Origin of the sequence: Herbiconiux sp. L3-i23 (assembly GCF_023734115.1) — a bacterium.
GTDB lineage: Bacteria > Actinomycetota > Actinomycetes > Actinomycetales > Microbacteriaceae > Naasia.
This window is the reverse complement of the sequence record NZ_AP025737.1, coordinates 3,003,609-3,026,407: the sequence shown is the minus strand read 5'-3', so window position 1 is coordinate 3,026,407 and position 22,799 is coordinate 3,003,609. Positions and strand designations below refer to the sequence as shown.

General features: G+C 69.6%; 28 protein-coding genes. 12 read left to right on the top strand and 16 right to left on the bottom strand.

The window, feature by feature from the left end:
- Window positions 1–17: 17 nt before the first annotated feature.
- Window positions 18–566: an orotate phosphoribosyltransferase gene (gene pyrE, locus NGH83_RS14475; RefSeq protein WP_251856952.1), complete on the top strand. Its 549-nt coding sequence runs from the start codon at window positions 18–20 to the stop codon at window positions 564–566.
- 1 nt (window position 567) lies between these two features.
- The gene (locus tag NGH83_RS14470; protein ID WP_251856951.1) at window positions 568–1,242 is read left to right on the top strand and encodes a septum formation family protein; all 675 of its coding nucleotides are present in this window, start codon (window positions 568–570) and stop codon (window positions 1,240–1,242) included.
- Here the strand turns inward: NGH83_RS14470 and NGH83_RS14465 are convergent.
- The 4 genes from NGH83_RS14465 to NGH83_RS14450 form a co-directional block, all read right to left on the bottom strand.
- A complete protein-coding gene (locus NGH83_RS14465) occupies window positions 1,239–1,541 on the bottom strand; it encodes a metal-sensitive transcriptional regulator (RefSeq protein ID WP_251856950.1) in 303 nt (100 codons plus the stop codon). The genes NGH83_RS14470 and NGH83_RS14465 overlap by 4 nt on opposite strands.
- A 38-nt stretch (window positions 1,542–1,579) precedes the next feature.
- The gene (locus NGH83_RS14460; protein ID WP_256470106.1) at window positions 1,580–2,374 is read right to left on the bottom strand and encodes an HAD-IIA family hydrolase; all 795 of its coding nucleotides are present in this window, start codon (window positions 2,372–2,374) and stop codon (window positions 1,580–1,582) included.
- A 98-nt stretch (window positions 2,375–2,472) separates the two neighbouring features.
- On the bottom strand, window positions 2,473–3,435 hold the full coding sequence (locus NGH83_RS14455; RefSeq protein ID WP_251856949.1) for a quinone oxidoreductase: 963 nt from the start codon (window positions 3,433–3,435) through the stop codon (window positions 2,473–2,475).
- 94 nt (window positions 3,436–3,529) lie between these two features.
- Window positions 3,530–4,207 carry a pentapeptide repeat-containing protein gene (locus tag NGH83_RS14450; protein WP_251856948.1) on the bottom strand — a complete coding sequence of 226 codons (678 nt, stop codon included), beginning with the start codon at window positions 4,205–4,207 and terminating at the stop codon, window positions 3,530–3,532.
- A 63-nt stretch (window positions 4,208–4,270) separates the two neighbouring features.
- Between NGH83_RS14450 and NGH83_RS14445 the strand changes: the two genes are divergently transcribed.
- On the top strand, window positions 4,271–4,918 hold the full coding sequence (locus NGH83_RS14445; protein WP_251856947.1) for a TrmH family RNA methyltransferase: 648 nt from the start codon (window positions 4,271–4,273) through the stop codon (window positions 4,916–4,918).
- Window positions 4,919–4,930: 12 nt separating this feature from the next.
- On the opposite strand, the gene NGH83_RS14440 is transcribed toward NGH83_RS14445, so the two are convergent.
- The 4 genes from NGH83_RS14440 to NGH83_RS14425 all read right to left on the bottom strand — a co-directional run bounded on the left by NGH83_RS14440 (window position 4,931) and on the right by NGH83_RS14425 (window position 8,815).
- Window positions 4,931–5,593: a bifunctional 2-polyprenyl-6-hydroxyphenol methylase/3-demethylubiquinol 3-O-methyltransferase UbiG gene (locus NGH83_RS14440; protein WP_251856946.1), complete on the bottom strand. Its 663-nt coding sequence runs from the start codon at window positions 5,591–5,593 to the stop codon at window positions 4,931–4,933.
- Window positions 5,594–5,670: 77 nt separating this feature from the next.
- A complete protein-coding gene (locus tag NGH83_RS14435) occupies window positions 5,671–7,566 on the bottom strand; it encodes a YhgE/Pip family protein (RefSeq protein ID WP_251856945.1) in 1,896 nt (631 codons plus the stop codon).
- Window positions 7,567–7,591: 25 nt separating this feature from the next.
- Window positions 7,592–8,179 carry a hypothetical protein gene (locus tag NGH83_RS14430; RefSeq protein WP_251856944.1) on the bottom strand — a complete coding sequence of 196 codons (588 nt, stop codon included), beginning with the start codon at window positions 8,177–8,179 and terminating at the stop codon, window positions 7,592–7,594.
- A 3-nt stretch (window positions 8,180–8,182) separates the two neighbouring features.
- The gene (locus NGH83_RS14425) at window positions 8,183–8,815 is read right to left on the bottom strand and encodes a TetR/AcrR family transcriptional regulator (RefSeq protein WP_251856943.1); all 633 of its coding nucleotides are present in this window, start codon (window positions 8,813–8,815) and stop codon (window positions 8,183–8,185) included.
- Between the two features lie 107 nt (window positions 8,816–8,922).
- Between NGH83_RS14425 and NGH83_RS14420 the strand changes: the two genes are divergently transcribed.
- The 3 genes from NGH83_RS14420 (at window position 8,923) to NGH83_RS14410 (ending at window position 11,314) form a co-directional block, all read left to right on the top strand.
- Entirely contained in the window at window positions 8,923–10,209 is a 1,287-nt protein-coding gene (locus NGH83_RS14420) for an adenylosuccinate synthase (protein WP_251856942.1), read from the top strand.
- Complete coding sequence (locus NGH83_RS14415) at window positions 10,172–10,819, top strand: GNAT family N-acetyltransferase (RefSeq protein ID WP_251856941.1); 648 nt, start codon at window positions 10,172–10,174, stop codon at window positions 10,817–10,819. Before NGH83_RS14420 ends, NGH83_RS14415 begins: the two co-directional genes overlap by 38 nt.
- Window positions 10,820–10,885: 66 nt before the next feature.
- Window positions 10,886–11,314 (top strand): organic hydroperoxide resistance protein, encoded by a 429-nt coding sequence (locus tag NGH83_RS14410; RefSeq protein ID WP_305881787.1) that lies wholly within the window; start codon window positions 10,886–10,888, stop codon window positions 11,312–11,314.
- 42 nt (window positions 11,315–11,356) lie between these two features.
- Here NGH83_RS14410 and NGH83_RS14405 read toward each other — a convergent pair whose 3' ends face one another.
- Window positions 11,357–12,682: an APC family permease gene (locus tag NGH83_RS14405; protein ID WP_251856939.1), complete on the bottom strand. Its 1,326-nt coding sequence runs from the start codon at window positions 12,680–12,682 to the stop codon at window positions 11,357–11,359.
- An 86-nt stretch (window positions 12,683–12,768) separates the two neighbouring features.
- Between NGH83_RS14405 and NGH83_RS14400 the strand changes: the two genes are divergently transcribed.
- Complete coding sequence (locus NGH83_RS14400; RefSeq protein WP_251856938.1) at window positions 12,769–13,098, top strand: chorismate mutase; 330 nt, start codon at window positions 12,769–12,771, stop codon at window positions 13,096–13,098.
- On the opposite strand, the gene NGH83_RS14395 is transcribed toward NGH83_RS14400, so the two are convergent.
- Window positions 13,095–13,481 (bottom strand): VOC family protein, encoded by a 387-nt coding sequence (locus NGH83_RS14395; RefSeq protein WP_251856937.1) that lies wholly within the window; start codon window positions 13,479–13,481, stop codon window positions 13,095–13,097. The genes NGH83_RS14400 and NGH83_RS14395 overlap by 4 nt on opposite strands.
- Window positions 13,482–13,563: 82 nt before the next feature.
- Here NGH83_RS14395 and NGH83_RS14390 point away from each other — a divergent pair, with 82 nt between their 5' ends.
- Together NGH83_RS14390 and NGH83_RS14385 are read left to right on the top strand one after the other, a co-directional pair.
- The gene (locus NGH83_RS14390) at window positions 13,564–14,115 is read left to right on the top strand and encodes a PadR family transcriptional regulator (RefSeq protein WP_251856936.1); all 552 of its coding nucleotides are present in this window, start codon (window positions 13,564–13,566) and stop codon (window positions 14,113–14,115) included.
- Window positions 14,116–14,181: 66 nt separating this feature from the next.
- Entirely contained in the window at window positions 14,182–15,723 is a 1,542-nt protein-coding gene (locus NGH83_RS14385; RefSeq protein WP_251856935.1) for a DHA2 family efflux MFS transporter permease subunit, read from the top strand.
- Between the two features lie 244 nt (window positions 15,724–15,967).
- On the opposite strand, the gene purL is transcribed toward NGH83_RS14385, so the two are convergent.
- Complete coding sequence (gene purL, locus NGH83_RS14380) at window positions 15,968–18,274, bottom strand: phosphoribosylformylglycinamidine synthase subunit PurL (protein WP_251856934.1); 2,307 nt, start codon at window positions 18,272–18,274, stop codon at window positions 15,968–15,970.
- A 46-nt stretch (window positions 18,275–18,320) separates the two neighbouring features.
- Window positions 18,321–18,833, bottom strand: coding sequence for an SRPBCC family protein (locus NGH83_RS14375; RefSeq protein ID WP_251856933.1), 513 nt, complete (start codon window positions 18,831–18,833; stop codon window positions 18,321–18,323).
- A gap of 318 nt (window positions 18,834–19,151) precedes the next feature.
- On the opposite strand from NGH83_RS14375, the gene NGH83_RS14370 reads away from it, so the two are divergent.
- Both NGH83_RS14370 and NGH83_RS14365 read left to right on the top strand, forming a co-directional pair.
- Window positions 19,152–19,562: a PadR family transcriptional regulator gene (locus tag NGH83_RS14370; RefSeq protein WP_251856932.1), complete on the top strand. Its 411-nt coding sequence runs from the start codon at window positions 19,152–19,154 to the stop codon at window positions 19,560–19,562.
- Between the two features lie 73 nt (window positions 19,563–19,635).
- Window positions 19,636–20,085: a DUF1801 domain-containing protein gene (locus tag NGH83_RS14365; RefSeq protein ID WP_251856931.1), complete on the top strand. Its 450-nt coding sequence runs from the start codon at window positions 19,636–19,638 to the stop codon at window positions 20,083–20,085.
- 122 nt (window positions 20,086–20,207) lie between these two features.
- Here NGH83_RS14365 and NGH83_RS14360 read toward each other — a convergent pair whose 3' ends face one another.
- The 4 genes from NGH83_RS14360 to NGH83_RS14345 form a co-directional block, all read right to left on the bottom strand.
- Complete coding sequence (locus NGH83_RS14360) at window positions 20,208–20,498, bottom strand: DUF4287 domain-containing protein (protein WP_251856930.1); 291 nt, start codon at window positions 20,496–20,498, stop codon at window positions 20,208–20,210.
- Window positions 20,498–21,193, bottom strand: coding sequence for a phosphoribosylformylglycinamidine synthase subunit PurQ (gene purQ, locus NGH83_RS14355; RefSeq protein ID WP_251856929.1), 696 nt, complete (start codon window positions 21,191–21,193; stop codon window positions 20,498–20,500). Before purQ ends, NGH83_RS14360 begins: the two co-directional genes overlap by 1 nt.
- Window positions 21,193–21,447: a phosphoribosylformylglycinamidine synthase subunit PurS gene (gene purS, locus NGH83_RS14350; protein ID WP_251856928.1), complete on the bottom strand. Its 255-nt coding sequence runs from the start codon at window positions 21,445–21,447 to the stop codon at window positions 21,193–21,195. Before purS ends, purQ begins: the two co-directional genes overlap by 1 nt.
- A gap of 64 nt (window positions 21,448–21,511) precedes the next feature.
- The gene (locus NGH83_RS14345) at window positions 21,512–22,501 is read right to left on the bottom strand and encodes an NAD-dependent epimerase/dehydratase family protein (RefSeq protein WP_251856927.1); all 990 of its coding nucleotides are present in this window, start codon (window positions 22,499–22,501) and stop codon (window positions 21,512–21,514) included.
- An 80-nt stretch (window positions 22,502–22,581) separates the two neighbouring features.
- On the opposite strand from NGH83_RS14345, the gene NGH83_RS14340 reads away from it, so the two are divergent.
- The gene (locus NGH83_RS14340) at window positions 22,582–22,797 is read left to right on the top strand and encodes a PLDc N-terminal domain-containing protein (RefSeq protein ID WP_251856926.1); all 216 of its coding nucleotides are present in this window, start codon (window positions 22,582–22,584) and stop codon (window positions 22,795–22,797) included.
- Window positions 22,798–22,799 lie beyond the last annotated feature (2 nt).

The following is a 22,799-nucleotide window of genomic DNA, read 5'->3' as shown; positions in this document are numbered from 1 at the left end:
AACTAGGCTTGTCGTTCGTGACCGACGCGCGCGCAGAACTCATCGACTTCATCAAGTCCGACGCCGTCTTCCACGGCGATTTCACGCTCACCAGCGGCAAGAAGGCGACCTACTACGTCGACCTGCGCCGCGTGAGCCTCGACCACCGCGTCGCCCCGCTCATCGGGCAGGTCATGCTCGACCTGATCGTCGACATCCCCGAGGTCGACGCCGTCGGAGGGCTCACCATGGGTGCCGATCCGATCGCCTCGTCGATCCTGCACCAGGGCGCCGCTCGCGGGCTCGCCTACGACGCGTTCGTCGTGCGCAAAGAGCCGAAGGACCACGGCCGCGGCAAGCAGGTCGAAGGGCCCGACGTCGCCGGCAAGCGTGTCATCGTGGTCGAAGACACCTCCACCACCGGCGGGTCGCCGCTGAAGGCGATCGACGCACTGATCGCTGCCGGTGCCGAGATCGCCGGGGTCGCCGTCGTCGTCGACCGCGCGACGGGCGCGAAGGAGATCATCGAAGCGGCCGGATACCCGTACTACGCGGCGATCGATCTCTCCGATCTCGGACTCGCGTGACGTGACCCACCCGGGGGAGGCGGACCGGCCGGCCTCGGCCGAGAGCTCGCTCGCGCCCGAACCGGGAGCGAACGAGACCGAACCGCCCGCTGCGACATCCGACGAGGGGGATCGACGCCGGCGGACGGTGATCATCGTGTCGGTGGCGGCCATCGCCGTGCTCGGCATCGCCCTCGCATTCTTCCTCGGCTCGATCCTCGGCTCGACGCCCGCGCCGGCGCCCTCTCCCACGCCGACGGCGACACCGACCCCCACTCCGACTCCGACCCCCACGCCCGTGGCCATCGTCGGACCGGTCGCTCCCGGGGAGCACGATTGGGATGCGCTCGGCGGCGGCGAGTGCATCGACCCCTACGTCTCTCCGTGGGAACGGACGTTCACCGTGGTCGACTGCGCCGTCCCGCATCCGGCGCAGCTGGTCGCTCGCGGGAGCTACGGGGCGGATCCGGCGGCGCCGTACCCGGGCGAACCGGCCCTCGTGGCGCAGCTCAATCTGCTCTGCTCGGCGCCGAGCGTCATCGACTACGGGCTCGCGGGCGCCTACCCCGACGTGCAACTGCAGGCGTCGTACCCGGCGAACGAGCAGCGGTGGGTGGCCGGCGACCGCGACTACTTCTGCTTCGCCTCGCTCGCCGGCGGCGGTGCGATCACGGGCAGCATCGCGGTTCCGCGCTAGCTGCGCACGAGGCGGGCGATCGCGGCGGACGCTTCGGCGATCTTCGCGTCGGCTTCGTCGCCCCCGGCGGCGACCGCCTCCTTCACGCAGTGCGCGAGATGGTCTTCCAGGAGGCCGAGGGCGACCGACTCGAGCGCCTTCGTCATGGCCGAGACCTGGGTGAGGATGTCGATGCAGTACTTCTCGTCATCGACCATGCCCTGCAGACCGCGCGCCTGACCCTCGATGCGCCGGAGGCGCTTGAGGTAGTCGTCCTTGTTCTGGATATAGCCGTGGCCGGCGTGGTCGTGCTCGCTCATGGTGTCCTCCGATACCCCCTCAGGGTACCGCTGGGAGGTCAGAGCTCGGTCTCCTGAGGGGTGGCGAGGACGAGTTCGGCGACGGAACCGAGGACCTCGTCGGGACGGAACGGGTACCGCTCGATCTCGGCCTGGTCGCTGATGCCGGTCATCACGAGGATGGTGTGGAGGCCCGCTTCGATGCCGGCGATGATGTCGGTGTCCATGCGGTCGCCGATCATCGCCGTGTTCTCGGAGTGGGCTCCGATGCGGTTCATCGCCGACCGGAACATCATCGGGTTCGGCTTGCCGACGACGTACGGGTCGCGGCCGGTCGCCTTGGCGATGAGTGCGGCGATCGCGCCGGTGGCCGGCAGCGGACCCTCCTGGCTCGGTCCGGTCGCATCGGGGTTGGTGACGATGAAGCGCGCGCCGTTGCCGATGAGGCGGATCGCCTTGGTGATCGCCTCGAACGAGTAGTTGCGGGTCTCGCCGACGACCACGTAGTCGGGGTCGGTCTCGGTCATGATGAAGCCGGCCTCGTGCATGGCCGTCGTGAGACCGGCCTCGCCGATCACGAAGGCGCTGCCGCCCGGGATCTGCGACGCGCAGAAGTCGGCGGTCGCAAGTGCGGAGGTCCAGATCGCCTCTTCGGGCACGATCAGACCCGAGGCGCGTAGCCGGGCGCTGAGGTCGCGCGGGGTGAAGATCGAGTTGTTGGTGAGCACCAGGAAGGGGGCGCCCTGGTTCGACCACTGCTCGAGCAGTTCGGCCGCACCGGGGATGGCGCGGTTCTCGTGAACCAGCACGCCGTCCATGTCGGTGAGCCAGCAGTCGATGTCCTCGCGTGCCACGGTTCCCGCCTTCATCGAATGGCGGGAACGGTCCCGCTTCCGGTCAACGCTAGCGGGCATGGGCACGGGGGTGGCTCCTATGCGCTGGGCCGCGTCGGTCAGGGCAGGAGGAGGACCTTGCCGGTCGTCGCCCGCGACTCGAGGGCGCGGTGCGCGTGGGATGCCTCCGCGAGCGGGAAGCGCTCGCCGACTCGCACGCGCAGTCGACCGCCGGCGACCGCGTCGAACAGGTCGCGATACCGGCTCGCGCGTTCCTCGGGGGTGCGGAGGAAGTGACCCATCGTCGGGCGGGTGAGCAGCAGCGACCCGCCGGCATTGAGGCGCTGAGGGTCGAACGGAGGCACCGGGCCCGACGATGCGCCGAAGAGCACCATCGTTCCCCGCACCGCGAGCGAGGCGAGGGAGTCGTCGAACGTCGCACGACCGACGCCGTCGTAGACGACATCGACGCCGCGCCCGTCGGTCAGCGACCGCACCCGATCGGCGACGCCGTCGTATCCGAGGACGACGTCGGCGCCCGCCTGGCGCGACAGTTCTGCCTTGGCGTCGTCGCCCACGGTCGTGATGACCCGTGCGCCGACCGCGGTCAGCAGCTGGGTGAGCAGCAGGCCGACGCCGCCTGCGCCCGCGTGCAGCAGCACCGTATGCTCCGGGCCCGCGCGGAAGACGGAGCGGGAGAGGTAATGCGCGGTGAGGCCCTGCAGGGGGAGGGCCGCCGCGGTCTCGGCATCGACGCCGTCGGGAACGCGGACGGCTTTGGACGCCTCGACGACGAATGCGTCGGCGTAGGTCGCCCGCGCCTCCGCCGTGGTGATGCGATCTCCGACGGAGAAGGTCGTCACGTCGTCGCCGGCGGCGATGACGGTTCCGCTCGCTTCAGCGCCGGGGGTGAAGGGCAGCGGGACTCGATAGATGCCGCTGCGCTGGTAGGTCTCGATGAAGTTGACGCCGGTCGCGTCGGTGCGCACGAGGACCTCGTCGCGACCCGGCGTCGGTTCGCCGCGGTCGACGAGATGAAGGGCGTCGGGGCCGCCGTACTCGGAGACGGAGACTGCGCGCATCGGTACCTCCCGGGCCGTCGTGTCCCGCCAGCGTACGACCGAGGCGTGCCCGCGGCTCACATGCCGAGAACGGTATGGGTAGCCCGAGCAGTCGTCAGAGAAGGGTGAGGCCTACCGTGCGAGCGAGTACTGGCGCCAGTTCGGCCGCCTGCTCGGGCGTCGCGTAGAGACCCTCGAGCGGTGGTCGGCCGGCCCGGCCGGAGATCTCGAATCGGGCGCCGATCGTCAGGCCGCGGATATCGACGGACGAGCACTGCGCCATCCGCAGGTCGAGCTCATCGACGGTGCAGTCCACGAAACGCACTCGAGTGAGCGATGCCGAAGGCAGGTCGAGCGAGCCGATGCTGCACCCCTCGAAGAGCACGTCCGAGAGCGTCGCCGCGCGGAGGTCGATGTAGCCGATCCGCAACCCGGAGACGGTCGCGGCGCGCACCTCGCCGTCGGACAGATCGAGCGATCCGACGCGACCGGGTCCGAGCTCGACGTCCCGCCAGGACGCATCGCGGCTGTGCCAGGTGACGATGTCGACGTCGCTCAGGCGCACCTCGTTCAACCGCGCGCCCCGGGTGGACAGCGACTCGAGACGCGGTTCGGGCAGGTCGCACTCGGTCAGTGCGGCGAAATCGAGTCGGGCCTCACCGCGTGCGCCGAATCGCAGCCGGGCTCGGTCGACGCTCTCCTCGGCGGCGAGCCGGTCGCCGTCGACCTCCTCGAGCTCGAACCCGGGGAGCGGGTGCAGCTTCGGAGCCTGAAGACCACGTTCCCTCGCCATACCGTCAACGCTACGCGGTGCACCCGACTCAGCCGTGCGTCCGCTTCCGCTAACCTGACGCTCGTGGAGGGCGAGCGCATCGACGACGGCACGCCCGCAACCCCCGAGCTGAGCACGCACGGAGTCGGCCCCTGGCCCGGCGAGCTGCCCGACGACCCCCGCTTCGATCGCGAGCTCCTCGCCCACGGCGACACCCGCAACGTGATCGACCGGTACCGCTACTGGACGATGGAGGCGATCGTCGCCGACCTCGATCGCCGCCGGCACCCGTTCCACGTCGCCATCGAGAATTGGCAGCACGACCTCAACATCGGCTCGATCGTGCGCAGCGCCAACGCGTTCCTCGCCGAGACGGTGCACATCGTGGGTCGGCGGCGGTGGAACAAGCGCGGAGCCATGGTCACCGACCGCTACCAGCACGTGCTGCACCACGAGACCATCGACGATCTCGTGGCCTGGGCTCGGGAGAGGGATCTGCCGATCGTCGCCGTCGACAACCTGCCCGGGTCGGTGCCCATCGAGACGATGACACTGCCCGAGCGGTGCGTCCTGCTGTTCGGCCAGGAGGGGCCAGGGCTCAGCGCCGAGGCGCTGGCGGCCGCGGACCTGGCCGTCGAGATCCGCCAGTTCGGGTCGACGCGGTCGATCAACGCCTCCGCCGCGGCCGCGATCGTGATGCACACCTGGATCGTGCAGCACGCCACGCCCTGACCGGTCGCGGAGTCAGGGGCGACGCCGGGCGAGCAGGGTCGAGTCGTGGACGTCCATGCTGACGCCGTCGCGCACGGCGGTCCGCAGCCGCTGCTCGACGACGAGCGGCTCGAAGTCCTCGGGCAGCGCGGGCAGTAGATCCTCGGCGACGAACATCGCGTCGCGGTGCCGTGCGCTCAGCCCCGTGAAGCTCGCTGACGGGGCGTGACCGACGACGAGCAGGTGTCCGCCGGGCGCGACGGCGGTCGCGAGACGGCGGGTGACCTCGACCATCCCGCCCGACGGCGGATGAAGGAAATGGGTCGTGACGAGGTCGAACGAGCGCCCCGCCGCGTCGAACTCGCGAGCGTCGACCTGCCACCAGTCGGTGCGGTCGGCGACACCGGCGGCCTCGGCATTGCGGGCGGCTCGGGCCAAGCCGTTGGCCGAGAAGTCCGCTCCGGTCACCCGCCAGCCGCGGGCGGCGAGCCAGATGACGTCGCCGCCCTCGCCGCAGCCGACGTCGAGCGCGGTGCCCGTGTCCAGCTTCTCCGCTTCGGCGACCAGCTGAGGGTTCGGACGGCCGCTCCACACCGCCTCGTCGCCGGAGTAGCGCTGCTCCCACGCCTCGGGCTCGAACATCTCCGTCGCCTCGCCGCTCGCCCCGCTCGCCCCGTGCTCGTGCCGCTCGTCCATCTCGTACCTCCGACGTCAGAGTACGAATCGCGCGGCGCCCGGCAGCCCCTTCTTGCCGAACCGGCAAGAAGGGGAGGTCAGCCGATCAGCGACGGGCGCAGGTCCCGCAGCGTGCGGAACCGCGTCATGCGGGACGCCGTGAGGTAGGTGGCGAGCAGGCTGACGAGCAGCCAGCCGAGGAGCACGGCGATGTCGCCGACGACCGCGCCCGTCGAGCCCCCGTACATCAAGTGCCGGAAGCCGTCGACCGAGTAGCTCATGGGCAGCAGCCGGTGCAGCCACGCGAGCGGTTCGAGCAGCGTCTGCCAGGGGAAGGTACCGCCCGCGGTGACCAGCTGCACGACCATCAGGACGAGTCCGATGAACTGGCCCACCGACCCGAGCAGGGCGTTGAGGGCGAGCAGGATCGCGGCGAACGTGAGTGATACCAGTGCGGCGAAGCCGAACATCCCGAGCGGCTCGACGATGCCGAAACCGAGCACCGCTCCCGCAAGGGTGACGAGCATCGCGGACTGCACCACACCCAGCAGCCCGGGAGTCAACCAGCCGGCGAGCGTGACCTTCCACGGCGCGGTCAGGGCGGTGATCGCGCGCCTCGAGAGCGGCTTGATGATGAGGAACAGGGCGTAGAGCCCGATCCATGCGGCAAGGCTGAGGAAGAAGGGGGCGAGCCCGGCGCCGTAATCGGTCGCCTTCGCGAGATCGTCGGTGGCGAGGTCGACCGGGTCGCCGATCGTCGACGCCTGCGCGGTGCGGGTGGCGTCGTCGGCGTCCGGGATCGCCGAGAGTCCGGAGGAGAGCCCGTCGCGCAGCTCGGCGGCACCCGTTGCCAACTGAGCGGTCCCGGTCGAGAGCTGTGCCGCGCCATCGCGGGCGCTCGCCGCACCCGAAGCCAGATCGTCGGCGCCGGACGCGGCGGAGCCGATCCCGTCGGCCAGTGCGGGCGCCTGCGCCGCCAATTGCCGGGCGCCCTGGGCGACGGCTGTGCTTCCCGCCGCGAGCGCTCCGAGCTGGCCGTTCACCGTCTGGATCGCCGCGTTCGCGGTCTCCACATCCGTTCCGATCGGATCGACCGCCGCGAGGATCTCGGCCTTCTGGTCGGCGGTCAGATCCGTCGCATCGAGAAGCGCGACGAGGTCGGCGCGCGCCTGCGGCACCCGTGCCGCGGCCTGCGCCGACGCGGCCGCCACGGCGGATCCGCGCGTCGCCAGCTCCGCATTGCCCGCGGCGACCTGCGCGGCGCCGGAGGACAGCTGGTTCGCGCTCGCCGGCAGTCCGGCCGTCGCGTCGTCGAGCGCGTCGAGCCCGCCTGCGAGCTGCGCCGCCCCGTCGGAAAGGGCGACGGTGCCGTCGGCGAGCGTCGACGCGCCCGCCGCGCTCTGGTTCAGACCGTCGGCCAGCCGAGTCGCGCCGTTGAGCGCCGTGCCGAGGTCCTCGCGGATCGTCGCGAAGCCGACCAGGAAGCGGTCCGCGGCCTCCTCGCCGACCTGCTCGGCGATCTGGGTGCGGATGGTCTGCGCCGCCTGACCCGCGATGGTGCTGGTGAGGTAGCTGTTGGTATCACTCGTGGTGAGCACCACCCGCGCCTGCGTGGGATCGTCGGTCGAAGCGGAGGCGAGGTCGCGCGAGAAGTCGGCGGGCAGCGTGATGCTGAAGTCGTAGTCGCCGCTTCGCACTCCCGCCGCGGCGTCCTCGGCCGAGGTCTGCGTCCAGTCGAAGTCGCCGCCGTCGACCACGGTCGAGGCGATGTCGGCGCCGTAGTCGACGGCCTCCCCGTCGACGGTGGTGCCGGTGTCTTCGACGACGAGCGCGGCAGGCACCCGGTCGAGCGCCGAGTAGGGGTCGCGGTTCGCCCAGAGATAGAGGCCGCCGTAGATGAGCGGCACGATCATCAGCGCCACGAACGCGAGGCGAGCGAGCGGGGTCGCGAGAAGACGGCGCAGCTCGGCGCCGATCAGATTGAGGATCGTCATCCGTCGATTCCTAAGTCGTGCTGGTTCAGGAGAGGGCTCGGGCGGCGACGGCCGAGGTGAGGGTGAGCACGGCGAAGCCGCGGTCGGAGAGCTCGGCGACGAGCCCGGCGAGGTCCCGAGGATCGCCGCCGTGTCGTTCCGGCGAGGTGAGCACCAGGGCACGCACCCCCGGACGTGACGCGGCGGACTCGGCGAGCAGCCGGATGCGCAGCGCCCCGGGGAGGGCGCCGAGGGGGGCGTCGGCGTAGTCGAGAGCGCCCGCGCGGTCGAGGAGGGCGTCGACGTCGCCGCGTGAGTTCGGCTGCCCCGAGATCACGAGTTCCTCGTGCACCACATGCCGGGTGCTGACGGCGTCGGACGGTTCCGCGACGGACGGGGCGTCGACGATCGCACTCGCGCGGCGCAGCTCGGAGGCCTGCACGCGCCCGTCGACCAGCATCCTGCCCCGGTCGAGCCGCATCCGTCCCGTCGTCGCGAGGGCGAGCACGGTCGGGCGGTCGGCGGTGTCGACGGCGACGCTCATCGGCTCGCCGTCGGCGAAGCTGAAGCTGGTCGGAGGGAGGGCGGCGGCGATCCCGCTGCCGATCGCGATCTCGTCGGCGGTGATACGCATCGGTTACGCATCCTCCTGTAGCTCGGGGGTCGTTTCGAGCAACGACGCGGCCTCGGCCCACGAAAGGCCGGCGGTCGACAGAGTCGATCGCATCGCGAGCGTCCGGGCGTCGTCGCTCGCCATGCCGGTGGTCGCCGCCTCGTCCAGCACCGCGAGGGCGGCCGATTCGAGCAGGCGGGCGAGCGTCTCGGCGGGGATGTCGCGGCGGAGCTCGCCGTTCGCGATGCCGCGCTCGACGGTGCGGACGAGGAGCGCACGCACCGGGGCGAGGGGCTCGGCGATCTCCGCCGCGAGCGGGCCGTGCAGGGTGCGCTGGGTCAGTACACGCACATCGGCGACTTCGCGCCAGAGGCGGGCGGCGAGCAGCGCGATGGTGAGGCGGGTGTCATCGCGTTCGACGTCGCGCACCGCGTCGGCCACGCGGGAGGCCCCGCGGCGGGCGAGCTCGACGAGCAGCGCGTCTCGCGAGGGGAAGTGGCCGTAGAAGGCTCGACGCGTGAGGGAGGCGTCGGCGACGATCGCCTCGAGCGGCGCCTCGGGATCGGCGGCGAGCACGCGGCGCGCCGCGAGGAGAAGCGCGTCGCGGTTCGCGGCGGCGTCGCGTCGCAGCGGACGAGGCGGAGAGGAGGCGGGCACCGGCCAACGATACACCTAACTTGCACAGCGGTGTGCAAGTTATACGGATGGTCGGTGGGCGCTCGGTAAGATCAGGTGTACACGGACCAGACCGGAAGGGGAGGCCCATGCCGGCCATCGTGCTGATCGGCGCCCAGTGGGGCGATGAAGGCAAAGGCAAGGCGACCGACCTCCTCGGCAGCCGCGTCGACTACGTCGTGAAGTTCAACGGCGGCAACAACGCGGGCCACACGGTCGTGGTCGGCGACAAGAAGTACGCGCTGCACCTGCTGCCCTCGGGCATCCTCAGCCCCGGAGTCACCCCGGTGATCGCGAACGGCGTCGTCGTCGACATCGAGGTCCTGTTCTCCGAGCTCGACGCGCTGAGTGCCCGCGGTGTCGACGTCTCGCGTCTGCTGGTGAGCGCCAACGCGCACGTCATCACCCATTACCACCGCACGATCGACAAGGTGACGGAGAGGTTCCTCGGCAATCGGCAGATCGGTACCACCGGGCGCGGCATCGGCCCCACTTATGCCGACAAGATCAACCGGGTCGGCATCCGCATCCAGGACATCTTCGACGAGGGCATCCTCCGCCAGAAGGTCGAGGGCGCCCTCGATCAGAAGAACCACCTGCTCGTGAAGGTCTACAACCGTCGCGCGATCTCGGCCGACGAGATCGTCGACGACCTGCTGAGCTACGCCGATCGCCTGCGCCCCATGGTGGCCGACACGTCGCTCGAGCTGAACCGCGCACTCGAGGACGGCAAGACCGTCCTCTTCGAGGGCGGCCAGGCGACGATGCTCGACGTCGACCACGGCACCTACCCGTTCGTCACCTCGTCGAACGCGACGAGCGGCGGCGCCGCCACCGGCTCGGGAGTCGCCCCCAACCGCATCGACCGCGTCATCGCCGTGGTCAAGGCCTACACGACCCGCGTCGGCGCCGGACCCTTCCCGACCGAGCTGTTCGACGCGTCGGGCGAGTGGCTGCGCGCCCGCGGCTTCGAGTTCGGCACCACCACCGGCCGCCCCCGTCGCACCGGCTGGTACGACGCGCCGATCGCCCGCTACTCGGCCCGTATCAACGGGGTCACCGACTTCGTCCTGACGAAGCTCGACGTGCTCACCGGGCTCGAGAAGATCCCCGTCTGCGTCGCCTATGACGTCGACGGCACCCGTGTCGACGAGGTCCCCGTCTCGCAGACCGACTTCCACCACGCGGTTCCCATCTACGAAGAGCTTCCCGGGTGGGACGAGGACATCACCGGCGCACGCGAGTTCTCAGACCTGCCGAGGGCGGCGCAGGAGTACGTCCTCGCCCTCGAGGAGATGAGCGGATCGCGGATGTCGGCCATCGGCGTCGGACCCGGACGTGACGAGATCGTCGTCCGGCACGACCTGCTCGACTGACATGACGGCCCGCATCCCCGAACCCGCCGTCCTGCGGGGGCGGGTCATCGAGTTGTCGCCGATCGCCGAAACGGATCTTTTACAGCTCTACGCCGCCATCGGGCGTCCCGAAGTGTTCGCGAGCGGCTACGGCGGAGGGCCGGCAGGCTACCGCGACACCCTCGAGGGCTTCGTCGACTTCGCACACGAATACTACGTCTGGGGTGGCCCGGGCACCACATTCGTCGCGCGAGCGGTCGAATCGGGCGAGGTCGTCGGCACGTCGACGCTCAGCGACCTCGATCTCGTGGGCGAGGCCGTGCACCTCGGTTGGACGGCGTGGGCGCCCTCCGTGTGGGGCACCGCCGTCAATCCCGAGGCGAAGCTGCTGATGCTCGACCACGCGTTCGCGCACGGCTTCGGACGGGTCAAGCTGCAGGCGGACATGGTGAACACGCACTCGCGCGCCGCGATCGCGAAGCTCGGGGCCACTTTCGAGGGCGTCGCGCGCCGCGACAAGATCCGCGCCGACGGCACGTGGCGCGACTCCGCGGTCTTCTCGATCATCGTCGACGAATGGCCCGAGGTGCGCGCGAATCTGGTGTCCCGGATCGACGCGCTGCGCGCCTGACGGTGGCGTCCCATCCCGTGCGGGCTCTCAGAAAGGCGACTGCCGGACGGTATTAGGGTGACGCGAATGGAAGCCATCTACACCGCGATCGCCCACGCCACCGGCGGAGGCCGCGACGGTCATATCCGCAGCGAAGACGACCGACTCGACTTCGACACCCGACCGCCCAAGGAGATGGGCGGATCCGGCGACGGGACCAACCCCGAGCAGCTCTTCGCCGCCGGCTACTCCGCGTGCTTCCTCGGCGCTCTGCACGCGGCGGGCCGCCAGGAGAAGCTCGACACCACCGATGCCTCGGTGTCGGCGAGCGTCAGCATCGGCAGCATCGGCAGCAACGGCGAGGGCGGCTTCGGCCTCGCCGTCGAACTCGACGTCTACGTGCCGAACGTGTCGGAGGAGCAGGCGCAGCAGCTCGCCGAGGCCGCGCATCAGATCTGCCCCTACTCGAACGCGACGCGGGGCAACATCGACGTGACACTCACCGTCGTCTCCTGACGACGAGACGGTGGCCCGGACTCGCGGAGTCCGGGCCACTCGTCATTCCGCGGTGCTCTTCCGCCGGGCGAATCGTGCGACGAGGTAGAGGACGAAGCCCACGGCGAGGAGGATGCCGCCGAACAGCCAGACGTGGGGCGCCTGCTGCGTCAGCAGGCCGACGCAGGACAGTGCGCCCAGGACCGGGACGAAGCTCCAGACTTTGAAGTGCTTGTGCTCCACCGTGTCGCGGCGCAGCACGAGCACCGCGATGTTGGTGCTCAGGAACACGAAGAGCAGCAGAAGCACGACGGTCTCGGCGAGGGTGGAGAGGTCGCCGACGGCGGTGAGTCCCATTGCGACGAGGGTGGTCACGAGGATCGCGACCCACGGGGTGCGCCGCTTCGGAAGGACACGGCCGAAGACCTCGGGCAGGAGCCCCTGCTCGCCCATGCCGAACGCGAGACGGCTGGCCATGATCATCGTGAGGAGGGCGCCGTTCGCCACCGCCACGAGTGCGATCGCGCTGAACAGCCAGTCGGGGACCGCGATACCGCTCGCGGCGACCACCTCGAGCAGCGGGCCACTCGAGTCCTGCAGTTCTTCCGTCGGCAGCACGATGGAACTGGCGAGACCCACGAGGATGTACACGGCGCCCGCGACGAGCAACGAGCCGAACAGTGCCCGAGGGTAGACCTTCGACGGATTGCGGACCTCTTCGATCACGTTGGCCGACGTCTCGAACCCGACGAACGAGTAGTAGGCGATGATCGCGCCGCCCAGCACGGCGAGGGCCGGGCTCACCCCGGACGGGAATTCGCCGACACGGCTGACGTCGCCGGTGCCGCCGCCGAGCGCGACCGCCCCCGCGATCACCACGATGACGAGGCCGCTCAGCTCGATGACCGTCATGACGAGGTTCGTGCGCATCGACTCGGAGATGCCGCGCGCGTTCAGTGCGCCGACGGCGGCGAGGAAGACGATCGCGGCGAGCACCGGTGGCACGTCGATGAAGGTCGAGAGGTAGTCGCCCGAGAACGCGAGGGCGAGTCCCGCCGCGCTGGTGACGCCGGCGGCGAGCATCGAGAAGCCGACGAGGAACGACAGCCACAGCAGTTTGAACGCCCGCTCGGCGAAGACCGCGGCTCCTCCGGCTCGCGGGTACTTCGTCGCGAGCTCGGCATAGGAGCCGGCGGTCAGGAGGGCCAGGAGGAGCGCGGCGAGCAGGGGTGCCCACAGGGCGCCGCCGACCTCGGCGGAGAGCACGCCCATCAGTGCATAGATCCCCGCGCCGAGCACGTCTCCGAGGATGAAGACGAACAGCAGCAGCCCGGTGATGCCCTTCTTGAGCTTGGTGTCGGTCTCCGACTCGGTCGCATCGGTTGTCATAGCAGTCCTTCACTTCTCCTACGGCCGACATTCAGGCGCGCGGAGTTCCGAGTTTTCCGCATCGCACCTGCCAGTAACCTCGGAGCATGAGCCTGTCGGATCAGCCGTTGTCGCCCGAGGATCAGTTCGCCATCGATGAGCTGCTGTCGCTGCGGCAGAGCATCGACAACATCGACGCCGCGCTGATCCACCTCCTGGCCGAGCGGTTCAAGGCCACCCAGAAGGTCGGCGAGCTGAAGGCCGCGCGGGGGCTGCCCCCGGCGGATCCCGACCGGGAGCGTCAGCAGATCGCGCGACTCAAGGCGCTCGCGTCGACGGCGAACCTCGACCCGGTGTTCGCCGAGAAGTGGTTCAACTTCGTGGTGGCCGAGGTCATCCACCACCACGAGCGCATCGCCGCGGGCGAGGAGCGCTAGCGCTCGTAGAGCTCGAGCGGTTGATCGTCGGGGTCGAAGAAGAACGCCATCTTCTTGCCCGTGTGCGGGTCGGTCCGCAGCTCTTCGTGGCGCACTCCGGCCTCGTCGAGTTCGGCGAGCGTCGATTCCACATCGTCGACCTCGAACGCCAAATGGCGCAGCCCTGTGGTCTCGGGCCACGTCGCCCGCGGCGGCGGGGACGGGAATGAGAAGAGCTCGACCAGGTAGCGTCCGCCGACGGCGAGCTTGCCCATCCATGAGTCGCGCTCGGCGCGGTAGAACTCCTCGATGAGCTCGAGCCCGAGTACCCGTGTGTAGAAGTCCTTCGAGCGCTCGTAGTCGCTCGCGATGATCGCGATGTGGTGGATGGTGTCGAGTCGCACGCTCCGAGCCTAGGCGCGGGGTGTCGACATCGTCGGCTTCCACGGGTATATTCCATGCGGAATAGTTCGACCGGAAGACGCAATGTCCCTCCCCACCCTCGCCGTCGCGGCGCTCGCCTTTCTCAGCGAGCGGCCGATGCACCCCTACGAGATGTTCCAGCTCATGCTGAAGCGGCGCGAGGACAGGGTCGTTCGAGTCTCGGCGGGAACCCTCTACCGAACCATCGAACGGCTCAACACCGACGGGCTCGCCGACGAGGTGGGGGTCGACCGTGAGGGCAACCGGCCCGAACGCACCACGTATCGCATCACCGAGCGCGGCAGGGAGGAACTCGACGCGGCGATCGCGTCGATGCTCGCCACTCCCGCCGTCGAGTTCCCCGAGTTCGCCCTCGCCCTGAGCGAGGCGAATCTGCTTCCCGCCACCGACGTGGTGCTGCTGCTGCGTTCCCGCATCCGGCGGATCGACGAGGAGCTCGCCACGATCGACCACGGGATCGCCGCCGTGCGGCAGAAATCGCTCGACGAGAAGATCTGGATCGACCTCACCTACCGCCGGTCCATGCTGCGCGCACAGGTCGACTGGATCGATGCCACGCTCGCCCGCATCGAATCCGGCGATATCGCCTGGTGACGCCTGCGCCGCCAGCGCTCACACACGCCTTCCTCCTTCACACCCCTTCTACGAAAGACACGTTCGATGAGTGACAAGACCGGGACGACCGCGTCCCCCACCCCCGACATCGCCCCCGGTGTCCGTCCCTGGCCGGCGCTCTGGTCGCTGGTGCTCGGATTCTTCATGATCCTGATCGACACCACGATCGTGTCGGTGGCGAACCCGGCCATCCTCCGCGGCCTCGACACCGACATCAACGCGGTCATCTGGGTGACGAGCGCCTACCTCCTCCCCTACGCGGTGCCCCTGCTCATCACGGGCCGCCTCGGCGACCGATTCGGGCCGAAGAACCTCTACCTCGCCGGGCTCGTCGTCTTCACCGCGGCGTCCGCGTGGTGCGGCTTCGCCGGGGACATCGGCATGCTGATCACCGCGCGCGTGGTGCAGGGACTCGGCGCGGCGCTGATGACGCCGCAGACGATGGCCGTCATCACCCGCATCTTCCCGCCGAACAACCGCGGCGCGGCCATGGGCGTCTGGGGAGCGACCGCCGGTGTGGCGACGCTCGTCGGCCCGATCCTCGGCGGCCTGCTGGTCGACGGCTTCGGCTGGGAGTGGATCTTCTTCATCAACGTGCCCGTCGGCATCGTCGCCTTCGTGCTGGTGGCCCGCAATGTGCCGAAGCTCGCGACCCACTCGCACAAGTTCGACATCCTCGGCGTCGTGCTAAGCGCGGTCGGCATGTTCCTGCTCGTCTTCGGCATCCAGGAGGGCGAGACCTACGACTGGGGCACCATCGCCGGCCCGATCTCCGTCTGGTCGCTGATCATCGCGGGCGTCGTCGTGCTCGCCGCGTTCGTGGTCTGGCAGCGCGTCGGCAAGGGTGAGCCGCTGCTGCCGCTGGGTCTGTTCCGCGACCGCAACTTCTCGCTCGCGAACGCCGGTATCACCGCGGTCGGCTTCGCGATCACGAGCATGTCGCTGCCGCTGGTGTTCTACTTCCAGACCGTCCGGGGCCTCACCCCGACCGAGTCGTCGCTGATGCTCGTGCCGATGGCCGTCATCTCGGCGGGCCTCGCACCGGTCGTCGGCCGCCTCATCGACCGCATCAACCCGCGCAACCTCGCGGTGACCGGTCTGGTGCTGCTCGCGGTCGCGCTCGGCTGGTACTCGCTGATCCTCACTCCGGACACCCCGATCTGGGCGCTGCTGTTCCCGAGCGCCGTCCTCGGCCTCGCGAACGCCGGCATCTGGGCGCCGATCTCGAACACGGCGACGCGCAACCTCCCGCCGCGCTCCGCGGGTGCGGGGTCGGGCGTGTTCAACACGACCCGTCAGATCGGGGCAGTGCTCGGCAGCGCCTCGATCGCGGTGCTCATCGAGTCGCGCCTCGCGGCCGAGCTTCCCGCGGGAGCGTCGGGCGGCTCTGCGAACGCCGAGTTCGGGTCGGGCGCCCTGCCCGAGGCGCTGCAGGCCGGCTTCGCGACCGCGATGGGCCAGACCCTGCTGCTGCCGGCGGCGATCGCTTTGGTAGGCGCACTGATCGTGGCCTTCTTCGCGAAGCCCAAGCAGAACGCCTCGGAGTCCTGGACCCAGGACACCTCATCGGCCGCCGCCACCCACTAGATCCGACCCGCTGAATCCGATATTGCGGGCACGAACGCACGTTCCGGCGGGCACATAAGCCCGGAACGTGCGTTCTCACGTCCCTGCCCCAGGCATGTAGGGCGTTCCGGGCGAGCGCGCACGTTCTGACGCGGTATTCGCGCCGGAACGTGCGCGTAGCATCCATCGCGAGAAGCCCGACGACCGGAGAAGGACCGAGCGGGTCTGATGAGCCCGGGATTCGGCCTAGCCCGGAACGCCCTACCTAGGCGAAGTGGGTGGGGAGGGTGGCCTCGGAGGCGGTACGCAGTTCGTCTAGGCCGATGCCGCAGAGGCCCTGGATCTCGATGGCCGGGTCGTCGCCCGCACCCCCGTCGGTCACGCCGATGCGCAGCACCGGGTAACCACGGGCCTCGCAGAGCCCGACGAAGCGGACATCGTCCTCACGCGGCACCGAGACGAGCACGCGTCCCGTCGACTCGCTGAACAGCGCGGTCGCCGCGTCGATGCCGTCGCGCTCGCACAGCTCGGTCAGCCAGATCCGCGCACCGACACCGAAACGCAGCGACGACTCGACGATGGCCTGCGCGAGGCCGCCGTCGGCGAGGTCGTGCGCCGAGCCGAGCAGGCCCTCCTTCGCACCCGCGGCGAGCAGCCCGGCGAGGCGCTTCTCCCGCGGCAGGTCGACGGCCGGCGGACGTCCGCCGAGGTGGCCGTGCACGGTGCCCGCCCACGCCGAGCCGTCGAGCTCGAGCGCGGTCGTGCCGAGCAGGTAGATGTTGTGGCCCTCGTCCTGCCATCCCGACGGAACGCGACGGGCCACGTCGTCGATGACGCCGAGCACACCGACGACGGGCGTCGGGTGGATGGGCTGCGTACCGGTCTGGTTGTAGAACGACACGTTGCCGCCCGTGACGGGGATCTCGAGCTCGAGGCAGCCGTCGGCGAGACCCTCGACCGACTGCGAGAACTGCCACATCACCTCGGGGTTCTCGGGTGAGCCGAAGTTGAGGCAGTCGGAGACGGCGACCGGGGTCGCGCCGGTGACGGCGACGTTGCGGTACGCCTCAGCGAGCGCGAGCTGCGCTCCCCGACGCGGGTCGAGCTGGCAGTAGCGGCCGTTCGCGTCGGTCGCGACGGCGAAGCCGAGCCCGCTCTCCTCGTCGACGCGCACCATGCCGCCGTCGTCGGGGAAGCTGAGCGCCGTGTTGCCGAGCACGTATCGGTCGTACTGGTCGGTGATCCAGCTCTTGTCGGCCAGGTTCGGGCTCGCGGTGAGACGGATGATCTGCTCGCGCAGCTCGTCGCCGTCAGTGGGGCGGGTGAGCCCTGCGGCGCTGTCGGCCTGCAGTGCGTCGAGCCAGGTCGGGTAGCTGATGGGTCGCTCGTAGACCGGCCCGTCGACGGCGACGGTGCGCGGGTCGACGTCGACGATCTTCTCGCCGCGCCAGCGGATCTCGAGACGACCGGTGTCGGTGACCTCCCCGAGCACGCTGGTCTCGACATCCCACTTCTCGACGACCGCCATGAATCCGGCGAGCTTCTCGGGCTTGACGATGGCCATCATGCGCTCCTGGCTCTCGGACATGAGGATCTCCTCAGCCGTGAGCGTGGGGTCGCGAAGAAGCACGGAGTCGAGGTCGACGGACATGCCGCCGTCGCCGTTCGAGGCCAGCTCGCTCGTCGCGCAGCTGATGCCGGCGGCGCCGAGGTCCTGGATGCCCTCGACGAGGTCGCCCGCGAACAGCTCGAGGCAGCACTCGATGAGCACCTTCTCGGCGAAGGGGTCGCCGACCTGCACGGCGGGACGCTTGGTGGGGCCGCCCTCGGCGAAGGTGTCGGAGGCGAGGATGGACGCGCCGCCGATGCCGTCGCCGCCGGTGCGAGCCCCGAAGAGCACGACCTTGTTGCCGACACCGCGCGCGTTCGCGAGGTGCAGGTCCTCGTGGCGGAGGACGCCGACCGCGAGCGCGTTGACCAGCGGGTTCGCCTGGTACACCGGGTCGAAGTAGGTCTCGCCGCCGATGTTCGGCAGGCCGAGGCAGTTGCCGTAGAAGCTGATACCACTCGTCACGCCATGCACGACGCGGGCGGTGTCGGGGTCGTCGATCGCGCCGAAACGCAGCGCATCCATGACGGCGACCGGGCGCGCGCCCATGGAGATGATGTCGCGCACGATGCCGCCGACGCCGGTGGCCGCGCCCTGGAACGGCTCGATGTAGCTCGGGTGGTTGTGGCTCTCGATCTTGAAGGTGACGGCCCAGCCGCCGCCGACATCGACGACGCCGGCGTTCTCGCCCATGCCGACCATGAGGTCCTTCTTCATGGCGGGGCTGACCTTCTGCCCGAACTGCCGCAGCCACACCTTGCTGCTCTTGTACGAGCAGTGCTCGCTCCACATCACCGAGTACATCGCGAGCTCGCCGCTCGTGGGACGGCGGCCGAGGATCTCGCGGATCTTCGCGAATTCGTCGTCCTTCAGGCCGAGGGCGGCGTACGGCTGCTCCTTCTCAGGAGTCCTCTGCGCATTCTCGACCGAGTCGACGACGGTGGTGGGGGCGGATCCGGTCACGGTGGCAGGTGCTCCTCGGGGCTCGCGAACGCCGAACCAGTCGAGTCTACGAGGCGTCGGGGGTGCTCCGCGCGAGGGCCTCGTAGTCGCCCTGCAATGCCGGGTAGTAGTCGTCGAACGTCCGCCGCGGAACTCCCGTGAACGAGGCGGCGAGCAGATCCAGGTAGTACTCCCATCCCGGCCCGATCTCGCCGATGCCGTCGGACGACGCGAGATGGTGGATGAAGCGCACCTCGGTGCCGGCATCGATCTCCGTCAGCTGCAGTTCGAGCTTCCAGCCCCCGACCTCGGGCTCCGTCTCCACCGCGAGCAGGTGCGGCGCATCGCATCGCTCGATAATGACTCGGGTCCAGGGTGCCCCCTCCTCGAAGGCCATCTGCACCTCGATGGCCTCGCCGGGCCGGGCGTCGCCGCGCCATGTGCCGAACCAGGCGGCGGTCCGGTCGGGCTCGGTGACGCCGCGCCACACGTCCTGGATGGGACGGGCCACACCGCGCACGAGCACGAGGTCGACGCCCGCGGGCGTCGCGCTGAGGGTCGTTCCGGCCGAGATCTCCATGGTCGCCTCCGTCGATCGTCGCCGTGCGGTTCTCACGGGTACTCAACCACTGCGGCGGCTGGAGGAGAAGACCTCTTGCACTTCCGACTGTTCCGATATATCGTTATGTATCACAACAGATCAGGAAGGAAGAACGCGATGTTCGACCCCAACACTCAGAAAGACGCCCGACGTGGCGCACGTTTCGCTCACCGGGGCCCGCACGGCCACGGTTTCCCCGGGGGCTTCGGCCCTGGCTTCGGAGGTTTCGGCCCTGACTTCGGTCCGTTCGGCGGCCCTCGAGGCCGGTCGCGCGCCCGTCGCGGTGATGTCCGCCTCGTGATTCTCTCGCTCCTCGGCGAGCAGGAGTCCAACGGCTACGGACTCATCCGGGCCATCTCCGAGAAGACGGAGGGACGCTGGCGCCCGAGCCCGGGCTCGGTCTACCCCACGCTGCAGCAGCTGGTCGACGAGGGCCTCGTCACCGGCGCCGGTTCCGGCCGCGGCGATGTCTACTCCCTCACCGACGAAGGCCGCGCCTTCCTCGCCGACAACGCCGAGGCGGTCGAGGCCGCACTGGGTGGCCTTCCCGGCCGCGACGGCGACGTCGACGAGTTCTGGACGGCGTTCATGAAGCTCGCCAAGGCGACCAAGCAGTTCTACACGGAGGCGACTCCCGAGCAGCGCACCGCGTTCGCGGGCAAGCTGGACGCTCTCCGCAAGGAGATGTACGGCACTCTCGCCGAATGAGCACGGTGAATGACCCTCGCGACGATCGCGCCGAATCTGGCGACGTTCGGCGCGGGGGTCTACCCTTTCGCCCATGAGTGCGGCCACCGCCCCGACCCCGGTCGACGTCGACGAGTTCCTCCGCGCGGTTCCGGACGAACGCCGCAGGGCTGAAGGATTCCGACTCAAGGACCTCTTCGAGCACGTGACGGGCCTGCCCGCGGTGATGTGGGGTCCCAGCATGGTCGGCTTCGGCGCCGTTCACTACAAATACGCCAGCGGGCGCGAGGGGGACACGTTCCTCGTCGGGTTCTCCCCGCGCAAGACGCAGCTCACGCTCTACGGCCTGTACTCGGCCTACGACGACGAACCCGACCCGCTGTTCGAACAGCTCGGCACCTATACGACGGGCAAGGGGTGCGTGTACCTCAAGCGGCTCGAGGACGTCGACATCGCCGTGCTCGAAACCCTGGTGCGCAACGTGGTCGCCGCAGCGACGGAGTCGGCGGATGGTGCACCGACGACTTCCGCCGGCACCGCCTGACGGGCGTCAGCCCGCGTACGCCGGCGTCCACGCCGCTGAGAACGCACGTTCCGGGCGCGAGGACGGTCCGGAACGTACGTTCCTGCCCGCAATATCGGATCTCGGGAGTCAGCGCACGTGGCTCACCAGGGGCGGGTGGCCTGCCCGTCGAGCCACAGCTCGTCCGTCTCGTCGGCGTGGGTACCCGGACGACCGACGTGCTTGGCCGAGATCTTCGGCCCCTTCTGAATGACGTGCACGAGCGCCATCGCGTGGCCGCGACCGAGCTCGTAGTCGGCGGCCAGCCATTCGACGATCGCGCCGGCCTTGGTGCCGGGGGCATCGAGTCCGCGCTCGTGCGCCAGCTCGACGAACTGTCGCGGTGTCAGGCCGGTCTTCGTCTCGATGTTGTCGAGGTACGCCTGGAACGACATCAGACGGCCAGGACGCTCTCGAGGGCGGAGCGGAAGAGCGTGAGGCCGTCGACGCCCGACCGCATCGCCGCGCTGGTGTCGGGACCGAATCCCGGTTCGACGGCGTGCTCGGGATGCGGCATCAGGCCCACGACGTTGCCGCGCTCGTTGCTCACTCCCGCGATGTCGTTGACCGACCCGTTCGGGTTCGCGCCGAGGTAGCGGAAGACCACGCGGCCTTCGCCTTCGAGACGGGCGACGGTCTCGGCGTCGGCGATGTAGCCGCCCTCGCCGTTCTTCAGCGGGATCACGATCTCGTCGCCCTCGGTGAACCCGTTGGTCCAGGTCGTCGATGCATTCTCGACCCGCAGGGTCTGGTCGCGGCAGACGAAGTGCCCGGCCTCGTTGCGGATCAAGCCGCCGGGCAGCAGGTGGGTCTCGGTGAGCATCTGGAAGCCGTTGCAGATGCCGAGCACCGGCAGACCCGCGTTCGCGCCGGCGATGACCTCGGTCATGATGGGCGACACCGCGGCGATCGCGCCGCAGCGCAGGTAGTCGCCGTAGCTGAACCCGCCGGGCAGCACGATCGCGTCGACCCCCTGCAGGTCGTGGTCGCCGTGCCAGAGCGGAACTGGAGTGCCTCCGGCGATGCGGATCGCGCGCTGCGCATCCCGGTCGTCGAGCGACCCGGGGAAGGTGATCACGCCGATGCGCATCAGACGCGCTCCAGCTCGCGGACCGCGACGACGTCTTCGATGACGGAGTTGGAGAGCAGGCTCTCGGCGATCCCGCGCACCTCGGCGAGCACCGCGTCATCGACCGGCCCGTCGACCGTCAGCTCGAAGCGCTTGCCGATGCGGACACCGGTGAACTCGGCCTTGCCGAGGCGGTGCAGCGCTCCGGTCACCGCCTTGCCCTGCGGGTCGAGGAGCTCGGCCTTGGGCATGACTTCGACGACGATCGTGGGCACTGGCCACCTCTCAGAGCGGGCTCTCGTTGCGAACCGCACCAGTCTACGAGACGGTGCGGTCGGCTCAGCGGGTGTGGCGCTCGACGAGGCGGTCGAACGCGGCGTCGAGCTCGGGGTCGACCTCGCGGCGGGACTCGTCGGCGTCGTGCCAGTCGATCGCCTCGTGCACCCCGACGCGATAGGGGATGGTCGCGACCCAGCCGGGCACCAGCGACTTGATCTTGCTGTTGTCGAAGATCACGGAGTTCGACTTGTCGCCGACCAGGCCGGGGCCGATGTCGGGCAGCTCGGCGCCGATCGACTCGCTGGCGATGTGGACGAGCTCGGGCTCGCGCCCGGCTGCGCGCGCGACGAGGGTGGTGATCTGGTTCCAGGTCAGCGCTTCGTCGGAGGTGATGTGCACCGCCTCGCCGACCGCTCGAGTCTCACCGAGCAGCCCGACGAACGCGCGAGCGAAGTCGTCGGTGTGGGTGAGGGTCCAGAGGCTGGTGCCATCGCCCGGCACGATCACGGGCTTGCCTCGTCGGATGCGATCGACCGCGGTCCAGTGCCCGACGATCGGGATCGAAGTGCGGTCGTACGTGTGCGAGGGGCGCACGACGGTGACCGGGAACGCGGACTCACGGTAGGCGGCGGTGAGTACCTCTTCGCTCGCGATCTTGTCGCGAGAGTACTGCCAGTACGGGTTGCGCAGCGGCGTCGACTCGGTGATCGGAAGGTGCTCGACGGGCTTCTGGTACGCCGACGCCGAGGAGATGTAGACGTAGTGGCCGACGCGGCCCGAGAACAGCTCGACGTCAGCGGCCGCCTGTTGCGGGGTGAAGGAGTGGAAGTTGACGACGACGTCGTATTCGTCGGAGCCGATGGCCGCGCGCATGGAATCGGGGTCGGTGGCGTCGCCGATGATCTGCTTCACCCCGTCGGCGACGGCGCGGGTGGTGTCCTTTCCGCGGTTGAGGAGTGTGAGGTCCATGCCCCTCTCGACGGCGAGGCGGCCGGCGGCGGTGCTGATGATCCCTTTGCCGCCGATGAACAGAACGCGAGGTGCAGCCATGACCTCGACCCTAGCGAGCGCGTCCGACCGTGTCGCCGCGAGGTTGTCGACAGTACGCGGCCCCGGCGAGACTGTCGTGCATGTTCTCGAATCTCGCCGGATGGCACCTGCTCATCATCCTGGCGGTCCTCGCCCTCGCGGCCGTCTGGGTTCTGGCATTCGTCAGCATCGCGCGCGCGGACGGCATCTCGGGTGCGGAGCGCGCCATCTGGGTGCTCGTCGTCCTCATCGTGCCGGTGGTCGGCGCGGTGTTGTGGTTCGCGATCGGACGCCCACGACTCGGCAGGGCCGGGTGAGC

Bases quoted from the DNA above. Each gene is read 5' to 3' on its own strand.
- NGH83_RS14345 (WP_251856927.1), bottom strand. From the start codon at position 22,501: ATGGCTGCACCTCGCGTTCTGTTCATCGGCGGCAAAGGGATCATCAGC.
- NGH83_RS14420 (WP_251856942.1), top strand. From the start codon at position 8,923: ATGCCGGCCATCGTGCTGATCGGCGCCCAGTGGGGCGATGAAGGCAAA.
- NGH83_RS14360 (WP_251856930.1), bottom strand. From the start codon at position 20,498: ATGTCGTTCCAGGCGTACCTCGACAACATCGAGACGAAGACCGGCCTG.
- NGH83_RS14400 (WP_251856938.1), top strand. From the start codon at position 12,769: ATGAGCCTGTCGGATCAGCCGTTGTCGCCCGAGGATCAGTTCGCCATC.
- NGH83_RS14365 (WP_251856931.1), top strand. From the start codon at position 19,636: ATGAGTGCGGCCACCGCCCCGACCCCGGTCGACGTCGACGAGTTCCTC.
- NGH83_RS14375 (WP_251856933.1), bottom strand. From the start codon at position 18,833: ATGGAGATCTCGGCCGGAACGACCCTCAGCGCGACGCCCGCGGGCGTC.
- NGH83_RS14385 (WP_251856935.1), top strand. From the start codon at position 14,182: ATGAGTGACAAGACCGGGACGACCGCGTCCCCCACCCCCGACATCGCC.
- NGH83_RS14410 (WP_305881787.1), top strand. From the start codon at position 10,886: ATGGAAGCCATCTACACCGCGATCGCCCACGCCACCGGCGGAGGCCGC.
- NGH83_RS14435 (WP_251856945.1), bottom strand. From the start codon at position 7,566: ATGACGATCCTCAATCTGATCGGCGCCGAGCTGCGCCGTCTTCTCGCG.
- NGH83_RS14465 (WP_251856950.1), bottom strand. From the start codon at position 1,541: ATGAGCGAGCACGACCACGCCGGCCACGGCTATATCCAGAACAAGGAC.
- NGH83_RS14430 (WP_251856944.1), bottom strand. From the start codon at position 8,179: ATGCGTATCACCGCCGACGAGATCGCGATCGGCAGCGGGATCGCCGCC.
- NGH83_RS14340 (WP_251856926.1), top strand. From the start codon at position 22,582: ATGTTCTCGAATCTCGCCGGATGGCACCTGCTCATCATCCTGGCGGTC.
- NGH83_RS14450 (WP_251856948.1), bottom strand. From the start codon at position 4,207: ATGGCGAGGGAACGTGGTCTTCAGGCTCCGAAGCTGCACCCGCTCCCC.
- NGH83_RS14405 (WP_251856939.1), bottom strand. From the start codon at position 12,682: ATGACAACCGATGCGACCGAGTCGGAGACCGACACCAAGCTCAAGAAG.
- NGH83_RS14440 (WP_251856946.1), bottom strand. From the start codon at position 5,593: ATGGACGAGCGGCACGAGCACGGGGCGAGCGGGGCGAGCGGCGAGGCG.
- NGH83_RS14390 (WP_251856936.1), top strand. From the start codon at position 13,564: ATGTCCCTCCCCACCCTCGCCGTCGCGGCGCTCGCCTTTCTCAGCGAG.
- purQ (WP_251856929.1), bottom strand. From the start codon at position 21,193: ATGCGCATCGGCGTGATCACCTTCCCCGGGTCGCTCGACGACCGGGAT.
- NGH83_RS14455 (WP_251856949.1), bottom strand. From the start codon at position 3,435: ATGCGCGCAGTCTCCGTCTCCGAGTACGGCGGCCCCGACGCCCTTCAT.